The following is a 12,161-nucleotide window of genomic DNA, read 5'->3' as shown; positions in this document are numbered from 1 at the left end:
TTTCACGTGAAACGAGGGCCGCCACACCGACCGGCGTGGCGGCCCTCGGCGCGTTCCCAGCCGCGTACGGCAGGATGTCGGCATGCCCAGTGCAGACCCCAGCGCCGGCCCCGGCGCAGAGACGCCGAGCACGAGCGCGTACGAGCCCGTGAGCCCGCAGGAATCGGAGCCGGTGCGGCCGACGAAGGAGGACGAGGTCGCCCGAGCCGGCAGCGAGCTGCTCGGTGGCCCCCTCGGCCGAAGAGCGCTGTCCGCTACGGACTGGTGGTCTCCCGTACGCGTCATCGCACTCATCGCGCTCGGGATGTTCGCGCTGGGCATGGTCCAGAAGATGCCGTGCTACAACGGCGCGTGGTTCTCGGGGGCGAGCTCGCAGTACACGCACGCGTGCTACTCCGACATCCCGCATCTCTACGAAGGGCGAGGCTTCGCCGACGGCCTCGTGCCGTACTTCGACAAATTGCCCGGCGACATGGAGTACCTCGAATACCCGGTCCTGACCGGGATGTTCATGGAGATGGCCTCTTGGGTGACGCCGGGCAGCGGGTCCATCCAGCACCAGGAAAAGATCTACTGGATGGTCAACGCGGGGATACTGATGGCGTGCGCGGCCGCCGTCGCCGTCTGTGTCACGCGTACCCACCGGCGTCGCCCGTGGGATGCCTTGCTCGTCGCTCTCGCGCCTGCCCTCGCGCTGACGGCCACCATCAACTGGGATCTGCTCGCCGTCGCCCTCACGGCCGCCGCGATGATGATGTGGGCCCGCGCGCGTCCCCTCGCCTTCGGCATCCTCCTGGGGCTTGCCACGGCCGCCAAGCTCTATCCCGTGCTGCTGCTCGGGCCGCTGCTGATCCTGTGCTGGCGCGCGGGCCGCTGGCGGGCTTTCGGGACCGGCCTGGCCGGTGCCGCGGGTACCTGGCTCGCCGTCAACCTCCCGGTGATACTGCTCGCCGGTGACGGCTGGTCGAAGTTCTACACCTTCAGCCAGGAGCGGAGCGTCGACTTCGGATCCTTCTGGCTGATCCTCGACCAGCGCATGGAAACGTCGCTGTCCACCGACATCGTCAACATCTTGGCGGTGGCGCTGATGCTCCTGGCCTGCCTGGCCATAGGAGCACTCGGGCTGAGCGCCCCGCGCCGACCGCGCTTCGCGCAGCTCGCCTTCTTGGTCGTGGCCGCCTTCATCCTCACCAACAAGGTCTACTCGCCGCAGTACGTCCTGTGGCTGATCCCGCTGGCCGCGCTCGCGCGGCCCCGCTGGCGCGATTTCTTGGTCTGGCAGGCGTGCGAGGTCGCGTACTTCCTCGGGATCTGGATGTATCTGGCGTACCGGACGAGCGGGGACGCGCACAAGGGACTGCCCCCCGAGGGCTATCAAGTGGCTATCGCCGTCCACCTGTTGGGGACGCTGTACCTGTGCGCGGTGGTCGTGCGCGACATCCTCATGCCGGAGCGGGACGTGGTGCGCCGGGGCGGCGACGACGACCCCTCTGGCGGCGTTCTGGACGGCGCGCAGGACGTCTTCGTCCTCGGCTCTGTGGCACACCCGACGCGGGCTGTGGCGCATTCCGCCGAGGGGCCGCTCGTGAAGTGGGGGGCGGCGACCGATCTGTCGCGCTGAGCAGCTTCGTCGTCGGCGTCCGCCCGGCGTTCGCCCTGAGCGAACATGTGTGGGTGGCGGCGGACAGGGCCGCCAGACGGCCGGAGGGGCCGGACACGACGCATGTCGTGTCCGGCCCCTCCGATGTGGTGCGGGGCGCTCCGGCGGCGCCTCAGCGGTCCACCATGCGGTCGAACTGGGTCGTCGTGTGCCGCAGGTGAGCCACCAGTTCGTCGCCGACCTTGGGCTCCTGCGCGTCGGAGGGCACGAAGAGGATGGAGACCTGCATGTGCGGGGGCTCCGCGAACCAGCGCTGCTTGCCCGCCCAGACGAACGGCGAGAGGTTGCGGTTGACGGTCGCGAGGCCCGCCCGGGCGACGCCCTTGGCACGCGGCATCATGCCGTGCAGCGCCTTCGGGGCCTCCAGGCCGACGCCGTGAGAGGTGCCGCCGGCGACCACGACCAGCCAGCCGTCGGACGCCACTTTCTGCTGGCGGTAGCCGAAACGGTCACCCTTGGCGACGGCGGTGACGTCCAGGACGGCGCCGCGGTACTCGGTGGCCTCATGGTCGCCCAGCCAGAGGTTCGTGCCGATGCGCGCCCGGAAGCGGGTCTGTGGGAACTGCTGCTGAAGACGGGCGAGTTCGTGGGCCTTGAGGTGGCTGACGAACATCGTGTGCAGCGGGAGGCGGGCGGCGCGCAGGCGGTCCATCCAGCCGATGACCTCCTCGACGGCGTCGGAGCCGTCGGTGCGGTCCAGCGGCAGGTGGAGCGCGAAGCCTTCGAGTCGTACGTCCTCGATGGCGGCGTGCAGCTGCGGGAGGTCCTGCTCGCTGACGCCGTGGCGCTTCATCGAGGACATGACCTCGATGACGACGCGGGCGCCCACCAGGCCGTGTACGCCGTCGAGCGACGACACGGAGCGGATCACACGGTCGGGCAGCGGCACCGGCTCCTCGCCCCGCCGGAACGGGGTCAGGACCAGCAGGTCACCGCTGAACCAGTCCTTGATCCGGGCCGCCTCGTAGGTGGTGCCCACGGCGAGGACGTCGGAGCCGAAGCGCGTGGCTTCCTCGGCCAGGCGCTCATGACCGAAGCCGTAGCCGTTGCCCTTGCAGACCGGGACGATGCCCGGGAACTGCTCCAGCACGTGCTTGTGATGTGCCCGCCAGCGCGCGGTGTCGACATAGAGCGTGAGCGCCATGGCTGGATCCCGGAACCTTTCTCGTGTCTGCGGTGTATCAGAGTTATGGAAGGAAATTGTGCGGGATCAGCGGCGCGACATGTAGATGTCGAGCGCCTTGTGCAGCAGCTTGTTGAGCGGGAAGTCCCACTCGCCGATGTACTCGGCGGCCTCACCACCGGTGCCCACCTTGAACTGGATCAGACCGAAGAGGTGGTCCGTCTCGTCCAGCGAGTCGGAGATGCCGCGCAGGTCATAGACCGTGGCCCCCATGGCGTACGCGTCGCGGAGCATCCGCCACTGCATCGCGTTCGAGGGCCTGACCTCGCGCCCGATGTTGTCCGAGGCGCCGTAGGAGTACCAGACGTGCCCGCCGACGACGAGCATTGTGGCGGCCGACAGGTTCACGCCGTTGTGCCGCGCGAAGTACAGCCGCATGCGGTTGGGGTCCTCGGAGTTGAGGGCCTGCCACATCTGCTGGAAGTAGCCGAGCGGCCGCGGACGGAACTTGTCACGGATGGCCGTGATCTCGTAGAGGCGCTGCCACTCGGCGAGGTCCTGGTAGCCGCCCTGGACGACCTCGACGCCTGCCTTCTCGGCCTTCTTGATGTTGCGTCGCCACAGCTGGTTGAAGCCCTTCTGGACCTCGTCCAGGGACCGGTTGGCCAGCGGCACCTGGAAGACGAACCGGGGCTGTACGTCACCGAAGCCGGCACCGCCGTCCTCGCCCTGCTGCCAGCCCATCCGGCGCAGGCGGTCGGAGACCTCGAAGGCGCGCGGCTCGATGAACGACGCCTCGACGTCCCGCAGCCGCTTCACGTCCGGGTTCTGGATGCCGGCCTTGATCGCCGGAGCGTCCCAGCGGCGGATCACGACGGGCGGGCCCATCTTGACGGAGAAGGCGCCCTGCTGCTTGAGGTGCGCGAGCATCGGCTGGAGCCACTCGTCCAGGTTCGGGGCGTACCAGTTGATGACCGGGCCCTCGGGGAGGTACGCGAGATACCGCTTCAGCTTGGGCAGCTGCCGGTAGAGCACCAGGCCCGCACCGACGAGCTGGCCGGTCCGGTCGTCGAACCAGCCCAGGTTCTCCGAGCGCCATTCGCTCTTCACGTCAGCCCATGCCGGGACCTGGCAATGACTCGCCGACGGCAGTGTCTGGATATACGCCAGATGCTGCTCGCGGCTGATGGTCCTCAGGGTCAGACTCATTCGGGGCGCTCCTCGGGCTGGTGTGTCCCCATGGGTTCAGGGGCTCCGGCTCTCGCGCCGAAGCCTACTGCGCCCCGCGAGCGCCCCGTCTGGCCGTACGCAACCTCGGCCCCCGGTCCCGCCCGGGACCGGGGTGCCGGGGGGTGGTCAGCCGACGATTCCGCCGAAGAGTCCGCCGTGTGCCATGCCGAGGAAGAACCCGATCGCCGAGGCACCCATGCCCAGGATCAGACCGAAGCGCTCACGGGTCGTCGCCGAGATGAACTGGCCGTACGCGCCGGTGATGATCCCGACCAGGCCCGTCCACGAGCTGAGCAGATGGAGGTTGTGGAACATCGCCGTCACGAAGGCGATCGCCCCCAGCACCAGCGTCACGCCGACCAGCGTGTCCTGGAGCGGATGGGACTTGCCGTCCGAGGCGAAGAGCGAGGTAGTGGTGTTGTGTCGCATTGTCTGTGCCATGTGAGGCACCTCCTGCGGAAAGCGGCGCACCGTAGCGCCATACACACCCGATGTGTACAGATTCTGCCCGTCCCTCGCCGGATTTCAACCGGAAGCCTCGGTGCGGGTAGTCTGTACCGTCTGCACCCGTGTCTGCCCGGACCACGGCAGGAGCTTCCGCTAGCGGAAGCCGATTGTCAGTGGCCGCCGATACGGTTGCGTACGCATCACGACCCTCCTGCCACGGAACGACCGTGGCCGCTGAGTCCAAAGGAGGTGGGTTCCACATGCGTCACTACGAAGTGATGGTCATCCTCGACCCCGATCTCGAGGAGCGCGCTGTCTCCCCGCTGATCGAGAACTTCCTCTCCGTCGTCCGTGAGGGCAACGGAAAGGTCGAGAAGGTCGACACCTGGGGCCGTCGTCGTCTGTCCTACGAGATCAAGAAGAAGCCCGAGGGCATCTACTCGGTCATCGACCTCCAGGCCGAGCCTGCGGTCGTCAAGGAGCTCGACCGACAGATGAACCTGAACGAGTCGGTCCTCCGGACCAAGGTCCTCCGTCCCGAGATGCACTGAGCTTTCTAGCTCAGCAGCACCCGGGAATCGAGTAGCAGCAACAAGCAGCCAGCAGCAAACCCGCCGAGAGGTTCCCCCATGGCAGGCGAGACCGTCATCACGGTCGTCGGCAATCTTGTCGACGACCCCGAGCTGCGCTTCACCCCCTCCGGTGCGGCGGTCGCGAAGTTCCGTGTCGCGTCCACCCCCCGCATCTTTGACAAGCAGACGAACGAGTGGAAGGACGGCGAAGGCCTGTTCCTGACCTGCTCGGTCTGGCGTCAGGCGGCGGAGAACGTCGCGGAGTCGCTCCAGCGAGGCATGCGCGTCATCGTGCAGGGCCGACTGAAGCAGCGGTCCTACGAGGACCGTGAGGGCGTCAAGCGCACGGTCTACGAGCTGGACGTCGAGGAAGTCGGCGCCAGCCTGAAGAACGCCACGGCCAAGGTCACCAAGACCACCGGTCGCGGTGGCCAGGGCGGTTACGGCGGCGGTGGCGGCGGCCAGCAGGGCGGCGGCTGGGGCGGTGGCTCCGGCGGCGGTCAGCAGCAGGGTGGCGGCGGTGCTCCCGCCGACGACCCCTGGGCGACCGGTGCTCCGGCCGGCGGCGGTCAGCAGCAAGGCGGCGGCGGTGGCGGCTGGGGCGGAAGCTCCGGCGGTTCCGGTGGCGGCTACTCGGACGAGCCCCCCTTCTAAGCCTCAGGGCTTTGGGCCTTCGGGCCGAGGGTGGGTCGTACCCCCACTTCTTGATCACACAGGAGATACACCATGGCGAAGCCGCCTGTGCGCAAGCCTAAGAAGAAGGTCTGCGCTTTCTGCAAGGACAAGGTCACGTACGTGGACTACAAGGACACGAACATGCTGCGGAAGTTCATTTCCGACCGCGGCAAGATCCGTGCCCGCCGCGTGACCGGCAACTGCACGCAGCACCAGCGTGACGTCGCCACGGCAGTGAAGAACAGCCGTGAGATGGCGCTGCTGCCCTACACGTCCACCGCGCGATAAGGGAAGGGTGACCGACTAATGAAGATCATCCTCACCCACGAGGTCTCCGGCCTCGGTGCCGCCGGCGAGGTCGTAGACGTCAAGGACGGCTACGCCCGCAACTACCTGATCCCGCGGAACTTCGCGATCCGCTGGACCAAGGGTGGCGAGAAGGACGTCGAGCAGATCCGTCGTGCTCGCAAGATCCACGAGATCGCGACGATCGAGCAGGCCAACGAGATCAAGGCCCAGCTTGAGGGCGTCAAGGTCCGTCTGGCTGTCCGCTCCGGCGAGGCCGGTCGTCTCTTCGGTTCCGTCACCCCGGCCGACGTCGCTTCGGCGATCGAGGCTGCCGGTGGTCCGAAGATCGACAAGCGCCGCGTCGAGCTGGGCTCGCCGATCAAGACCCTGGGCGCCCATGCGACGTCCGTGCGTCTGCACCCCGAGGTTGCCGCGAAGGTCAACGTCGAGGTCGTCTCTGCCTAAGCACTGCGCTTGGCTGGACTGAGTGAAGGGGCCGTACCCGTTGGGTGCGGCCCCTTCCTCGTGCGGCGGCCCGCGTGTGGGCTGCGAACCGTGGGGCTTAGAAACCGCGCTGGCTTGGAATTGTTCTGGCTTCGCATCGTGGGTTTCGCATCGTGCTGGTTTTGCATTGTGCTGGCTTGGCAACCGAAGCCGGTGGCCCAACCTCTTGCGGGAGGGAGTTGTCGAAGGGCCGCTGTTTCACGTGAAACAGCGGGAAGCGTTCAGCGTGGAGCGGGAGACGTTCAGCGCGTGGCGCCTGTGACGATCCAGCGGCCGGAGCGGGAGCGCAGCCAGAGCGTCAGCATGCGCATCGTCATCATGAGGGTCATCGCTGCCCACAGGGCGGTCAGGCCGCCGCCGAGAGTCGGTACCAGCAGGGCGACCGGTGTGAACGCCGCGAGCGTGAGCAGCATCGCCCAGGCGAGATACCGCCCGTCACCGGCGCCCATCAGGACACCGTCGAGCACGAAGACGATGCCGCAGATCGGCTGGGCGAGCGCCACGACCACGAGAGCGGGCAGAGCCGTGTCCTGGACGGCGGCGTCGCCGGTGAAGAGCGGTATGAAGAGTGGCCGGGCGAGGACGACGAGCAGGCCGAGGCCGACGCCCGACGCGATGCCCCACTGCACCATGCGTCGGCAGACGGCGCGGGCGCCTTCGGCATCGTTGGCGCCAAGGTAGCGGGCGATGATCGCCTGCCCGGCGATGGCGATGGCGTCCAGCGCGAAGGCCAGAAAATTCCACAGGGAGAGAATGATCTGGTGGGCGGCCACCTCGGCGTCACCCAGTCGTGCGGCCACTGCGGTCGCGAGCATCAGGATGGTCCGCAGGGAGAGCGTGCGGACCAGGAGCGGGGCGCCCGCTTGTGCGCAGGCTCGGATCCCGGCTGCGTCAGGGCGCAGTGAGGCGCCGTGGCGCCTGGCGCCGCGTACGACGACGAAGAGGTAGACCGCTGCCATGCCGCACTGGGCGAGGACGGTGCCCCAGGCGGAGCCGGCGATGCCGAGACCAGCGCCGTAGACCAGGGTGAGGTTGAGGACGCCGTTGGCGACGAAGCCGCCGAGGGCGACGTAGAGCGGAGTCTTGGTGTCCTGGAGGCCACGCAGTACACCGGTGGCGGCGAGCACGACGAGCATGGCGGGGATGCCGAGCGAGGATATTCGCAGGTACGTGATCGCGTACCCGGCCACCGCGTCCGAGGCGCCGAAGACCTCTACGAGCGCGGGTGCGGTGGGCAGGACGACAGCGATGACGGCGGCGCCGAGCAGCAGTGCGAGCCAGATGCCGTCCATGCCCTGGCGGATCGCTGCCGGCAGGTCGTCCGCGCCGACTCTGCGGGCGACGGCGGCGGTGGTGGCGTAGGCCAGGAAGACGAACACGCTCACCGCGGTGGTGAGAAGGCCTGAGGCGACGCCGAGGCCGGCCAGTTGCGCGGTGCCGAGGTGGCCCACGATGGCGCTGTCGGCCATCACGAAGAGGGGCTCGGCGACCAGCGCGCCGAAGGCGGGGACGGCGAGCGCGATGATCTCTCGGTCATGCCGACCGTGCCGGTCACGCCGACCGTGCGGGCTGGACCGTCGGCGGTCGGCCTTGGGCCCGGCGGAAGCCTGTGTCATGGGCACCAATCTAATCTTCCACAGGTAAGAGATGCAAGGTCCTTGAGACCCTTACTTCATTTGTCGCTGGACGCTCGTTGACGCGCCGTTTGTCGTGATCTTGGTCCGCTGGGGAAAGTTTTTCTTCTGCACAGCCGGTGGATGCGGAAGATGCAGGTCAGGGGCGGTGTGCAGGGTTGGCTGAGGGCTTGTTCACAGGGCTGTCCACCGGGCCGTGCACAGGTTTGACGGAGTTCTCCACAGCATCGGGCCCGTCATCCACAGCGCCTGTGGATAACCAGATTGGCTGACGGTGCCGACAGGCCTACCGTGGTCCGGCGCCCGCCTCGTCGTACGACCTCGGAAACCCCGGAGAACCGACGCGTCAGAACCGGAGTTGGGCCCCCTGATTTGTCAGTGTCGTGCCGTAGGAAATGGGGCACGGCGAGGTCCGCGCGGCGGACGGGAGGAGGTGGCCCGGTGAGTATCTCCGAGCCTTTGGACGACCCCTGGGCCGACAGCGGTCCCAGTGACCGTCTGCCCGTCTCCCGCCAGCGCCGCGACGGAGGCCGGAGCCGCGACGAGCAGCACGAGCGCGGCCGCGAGGGCGGCGGCTGGGACGGCGGCGGCTCCTCCTTCGAACGCGTCCCCCCGCAGGACCTCGACGCCGAGCAGTCGGTGCTCGGCGGCATGCTGCTCTCCAAAGACGCCATCGCCGATGTCGTCGAGGTCCTCAAGGGCCACGACTTCTACCGGCCCGCGCACGAGACGATCTACGCCTCGATCCTCGACCTGTATGCCAAGGGCGAGCCGGCCGACCCGATCACGGTCGCCGCCGAGCTCACCAAGCGCGGCGAGATCACCAAGGTCGGCGGCGCGTCGTATCTGCACACGCTGGTCCAGACGGTCCCGACCGCGGCGAACGCCGAGTACTACGCGGAGATCGTTCACGAGCGCGCGGTGCTGCGCCGCCTCGTCGAGGCCGGCACCCGCATCACCCAGATGGGGTACGCGGCCGACGGCGACGTTGACGAGATCGTCAACAGCGCCCAGGCCGAGATCTACGCGGTCACCGAGCAGCGCACCACCGAGGACTACCTCCCGCTCGGCGACATCATGGAAGGCGCGCTCGACGAGATCGAGGCCATCGGCTCGCGGTCGGGCGAAATGACGGGGGTCCCGACCGGCTTCACCGACCTCGACCAGCTCACCAACGGCCTGCACCCCGGCCAGATGATCATTATCGCGGCCCGTCCCGCGATGGGTAAGTCGACGCTGGCACTCGACTTCGCGCGAACCTGTTCGATCAAGCACAACATGCCGAGCGTGATCTTCTCGCTCGAAATGGGGCGCAACGAGATCGCGATGCGTCTGCTCTCCGCCGAGGCGCGCGTGGCGTTGCACCACATGCGGTCGGGCACGATGACGGACGAGGACTGGACCCGGCTCGCCCGCCGCATGCCGGACGTCTCGGCCGCCCCCCTCTACATCGACGACTCCCCGAACCTGTCGATGATGGAGATCCGCGCCAAGTGCCGTCGCCTCAAGCAGCGCAACGACCTCAAACTTGTCGTTATCGACTACCTCCAGCTGATGCAGTCCGGCGGTTCCAAGCGGGCCGAGAGCCGACAGCAGGAAGTCTCGGACATGTCGCGAAACCTGAAGCTCCTGGCCAAGGAGCTGGAGCTGCCCGTGATCGCGCTCTCACAGCTGAACCGTGGCCCCGAGCAGCGTACGGACAAGAAGCCCATGGTCTCCGACCTGCGTGAATCCGGCTCGATCGAGCAGGACGCGGACATGGTGATCCTGCTGCACCGCGAGGACGCGTACGAGAAGGAGTCGCCCCGCGCGGGCGAGGCGGACATCATCGTCGGCAAGCACCGTAACGGCCCGACGGCGACGATCACGGTCGCCTTCCAGGGCCATTACTCGCGCTTTGTGGATATGGCACAGACCTGACGCGCGGAGGCCCTCATTCAGGGGGCCTTGCCTAAAAAGGGGGTCTTGCCTCAGGAGGCCTTGCGCAGGGAGGCCCCCGTTCAAGGAGCCTCCCGCTCCGTTATGGGCAGGGCAGGCACTCGGCCAGCAGGCCGACGATGTCGCGCCAGGCTCGTTGCGCGTGTCCCGCGTGGTAGCCGATGCCGGGGAGCACGGTCTGGTCGACCGGTGGGTGGTGGAAGGCGTGCTGGGCGCCGCCGTAGACCACCAGGCGCCAGTCGACGCCCGCGGCCTGCATCTCGGCGGCGAAGGCGTCCCGTTGCGCGGGCGGCATGATCGGGTCTTCCGACCCGACCCCGGCCCACACCGGGCAGCGGATGTGTGCGGCCTCGCCCGGTCGGCCCGTGGTCAGTGCGTTGACCGTCCCGATCGCGCGCAGGTCGACACCGTCGCGCCCGAGTTCGAGCACGATGGCGCCCCCGGTGCCGTAGCCGATGGCGGCGATCCGGTCGGGATCGGTCCGCGGTTCGGCGCGCAACACATCGAGTGCCGCGTGGCCGATGCTCCGCATCCGGCCGGGGTCGGCGAGCAGAGGGGTCGTGTGCGCCAGCATCTCCTGGGGGTCGGTGAACCAGCGCCCGCCGTTGATGTCGAAGGCCAGCGCCACGTACCCCAGTTCGGCCAGGGCGTCGGCCCGGCGGCGTTGGAAGTCGTTCAGGCCTGGTCCCTCGGGCCCGATCAGGACCGCGGGCCGGCGGCCGGCACCGGCTGGGAGCGCGAGGTGTCCGATCATGGTGAGGCCGTCGGCCGGGTACTCGACCGTTCGCATGGTGACCGTCGTCATGAGGCCGGACTGTAGTGATCATCGGGCACGGCCGGGTCGGTCTTCGCCGTGGGCGGAACGGCGGGCGCGGGCCTGGACCCGCGGCTCTCAAAACGGCTTCCGGCGTGATGATTGACCCTGCCCCAGAGGCAACCTTTCAGCATGGCCGCATGACTACTCAGCAGCTCCGCATGACTACTCGGCATGGTCCCATGACCACGAGAACCAGTGCGATCGAGGTCGTCGGACTCCGCAAGGCGTTCGGGGACCGTGAAGTGGTCGCCGGTGTCGATCTGGCCGTCCCCGTCGGCACCGTCTATGCCCTGCTCGGGCCCAACGGCGCGGGGAAGACCACCACCGTCCGGATACTGTCCACGCTGCTGCCCGCGGATGCCGGGGAGGTTCGCGTGGCCGGGTACGACGTGCGTCGGGAAGCCGATCAGGTGTGTGCGTCGATCGGTGTGACCGGGCAGTTCTCCGCCGTCGACGAGCTGTTGACCGGGGGGAGAACTTGCGGCTGATGGCCGATCTCGGTCACCTCGGCCGCCGCGGGGCGCAGGCCGTCGTCGGACAGTTGCTCGATCGGTTCGGGTTGGTCGAGGTTGCCGACCGGCGTGCGGCGACGTACTCCGGGGGCATGATGATCCGGATCCGGACCCTCGCCAAGGCCGGGGTTCCGCTCGTGCGCATCCGGGGCTGCTCCAGGTCGGCGAGGAGGAGTTCGCCGTGGCGGTCGCCGAGATCGATGAGCGGCTGCGGGCGGAGATTCGGGAGCGGCAGCGGCACCGTGAGCGGATCGCCCGCCTCACCGCCGGGGACAGCCTGGCGCTGCCGCCGGAGGTCGTCGAGTTCCTCGACCGGCTGCGGGCACTCGGTGTCGACGAACGGATCGTCAGGGTCGAACGCGACGGCTGGATCCCGCTGTCCGCCCACTCGCCCGAGCGGGTTCCGGAGTGGGCGGCGCGCAAGCGGGAGCAGCTCGATGACCCGCAGTTCGTCGACTTCTACGTCACTCTGGGCCATGCGCTGGGCCGGGCCGACGACGACCCGCGCCTGGTCGAACTGGCCTACAAGCTGGCCGCCTACATCTCGCGGGTGGCCGACGAGCAGGGCGAGGAGTACGTCGACGACGCCGACGTCGAGCCGCCGTTCGCCAAGCTGATGGACGCGCTCGCGTTCGACACCGCGCCGCCCGCCCGTCGGCTGATCGAGCTGCTGAAGGAACGGGGCTGGGCGGGCTGGGCCAAGCTGGAACGGGTGGAACCGGTGCGGCGTCCGCGGTGACGGGGGTGCTCGGCTCCGGGCA

The 12,161-nt window shown here is 68.4% G+C and carries 12 protein-coding genes and 1 pseudogene; 8 read left to right on the top strand and 5 right to left on the bottom strand.

Annotation, left to right across the window (positions count from 1 at the left end):
- Window positions 1-82 precede the first annotated feature (82 nt).
- Window positions 83-1,621 carry a glycosyltransferase family 87 protein gene (locus ACOBQB_RS28565; protein ID WP_423595567.1) on the top strand — a complete coding sequence of 513 codons (1,539 nt, stop codon included), beginning with the start codon at window positions 83-85 and terminating at the stop codon, window positions 1,619-1,621.
- Window positions 1,622-1,772: 151 nt separating this feature from the next.
- On the opposite strand, the gene ACOBQB_RS28560 is transcribed toward ACOBQB_RS28565, so the two are convergent.
- The 3 genes from ACOBQB_RS28560 to ACOBQB_RS28550 form a co-directional block, all read right to left on the bottom strand.
- The gene (locus ACOBQB_RS28560) at window positions 1,773-2,804 is read right to left on the bottom strand and encodes an alanine racemase (RefSeq protein WP_423595565.1); all 1,032 of its coding nucleotides are present in this window, start codon (window positions 2,802-2,804) and stop codon (window positions 1,773-1,775) included.
- Window positions 2,805-2,870: 66 nt separating this feature from the next.
- Window positions 2,871-3,992, bottom strand: a complete 1,122-nt coding sequence (locus ACOBQB_RS28555; RefSeq protein ID WP_423595563.1) for a lipid II:glycine glycyltransferase FemX — start codon at window positions 3,990-3,992, stop codon at window positions 2,871-2,873.
- 147 nt (window positions 3,993-4,139) lie between these two features.
- Window positions 4,140-4,454, bottom strand: coding sequence for a hypothetical protein (locus ACOBQB_RS28550; RefSeq protein ID WP_423595561.1), 315 nt, complete (start codon window positions 4,452-4,454; stop codon window positions 4,140-4,142).
- Between the two features lie 266 nt (window positions 4,455-4,720).
- Here ACOBQB_RS28550 and rpsF point away from each other — a divergent pair, with 266 nt between their 5' ends.
- From rpsF to rplI, 4 genes are all read left to right on the top strand, one after another.
- Window positions 4,721-5,011, top strand: coding sequence for a 30S ribosomal protein S6 (gene rpsF / locus ACOBQB_RS28545; RefSeq protein WP_016644628.1), 291 nt, complete (start codon window positions 4,721-4,723; stop codon window positions 5,009-5,011).
- Window positions 5,012-5,089: 78 nt separating this feature from the next.
- Window positions 5,090-5,686 (top strand): single-stranded DNA-binding protein, encoded by a 597-nt coding sequence (locus ACOBQB_RS28540; protein WP_030780085.1) that lies wholly within the window; start codon window positions 5,090-5,092, stop codon window positions 5,684-5,686.
- Between the two features lie 72 nt (window positions 5,687-5,758).
- Window positions 5,759-5,995, top strand: coding sequence for a 30S ribosomal protein S18 (gene rpsR, locus ACOBQB_RS28535; protein WP_003949403.1), 237 nt, complete (start codon window positions 5,759-5,761; stop codon window positions 5,993-5,995).
- A gap of 18 nt (window positions 5,996-6,013) precedes the next feature.
- Window positions 6,014-6,460 (top strand): 50S ribosomal protein L9, encoded by a 447-nt coding sequence (rplI, locus tag ACOBQB_RS28530; protein WP_127908734.1) that lies wholly within the window; start codon window positions 6,014-6,016, stop codon window positions 6,458-6,460.
- A gap of 281 nt (window positions 6,461-6,741) precedes the next feature.
- Here rplI and ACOBQB_RS28525 read toward each other — a convergent pair whose 3' ends face one another.
- A complete protein-coding gene (locus ACOBQB_RS28525) occupies window positions 6,742-8,115 on the bottom strand; it encodes an MATE family efflux transporter (RefSeq protein WP_423595558.1) in 1,374 nt (457 codons plus the stop codon).
- A gap of 459 nt (window positions 8,116-8,574) precedes the next feature.
- Between ACOBQB_RS28525 and dnaB the strand changes: the two genes are divergently transcribed.
- Complete coding sequence (dnaB, locus tag ACOBQB_RS28520; RefSeq protein ID WP_423595556.1) at window positions 8,575-10,053, top strand: replicative DNA helicase; 1,479 nt, start codon at window positions 8,575-8,577, stop codon at window positions 10,051-10,053.
- 100 nt (window positions 10,054-10,153) lie between these two features.
- Here dnaB and ACOBQB_RS28515 read toward each other — a convergent pair whose 3' ends face one another.
- Window positions 10,154-10,876, bottom strand: coding sequence for a dienelactone hydrolase family protein (locus tag ACOBQB_RS28515; protein WP_423595554.1), 723 nt, complete (start codon window positions 10,874-10,876; stop codon window positions 10,154-10,156).
- A gap of 191 nt (window positions 10,877-11,067) precedes the next feature.
- Between ACOBQB_RS28515 and ACOBQB_RS28510 the strand changes: the two are divergent.
- Together ACOBQB_RS28510 and ACOBQB_RS28505 are read left to right on the top strand one after the other, a co-directional pair.
- Window positions 11,068-11,507, top strand: a pseudogene (locus ACOBQB_RS28510) (ATP-binding cassette domain-containing protein); the annotation flags it as partial.
- A gap of 74 nt (window positions 11,508-11,581) precedes the next feature.
- Window positions 11,582-12,139 (top strand): hypothetical protein, encoded by a 558-nt coding sequence (locus ACOBQB_RS28505; protein WP_423599020.1) that lies wholly within the window; start codon window positions 11,582-11,584, stop codon window positions 12,137-12,139.
- Window positions 12,140-12,161 lie beyond the last annotated feature (22 nt).

Source organism: Streptomyces sp. G5(2025) (assembly GCF_049542075.1).
Lineage (GTDB): Bacteria > Actinomycetota > Actinomycetes > Streptomycetales > Streptomycetaceae > Streptomyces.
Note: the sequence above shows the minus strand (reverse complement) of the source record. Positions and strands in the feature narration are given on the sequence as shown.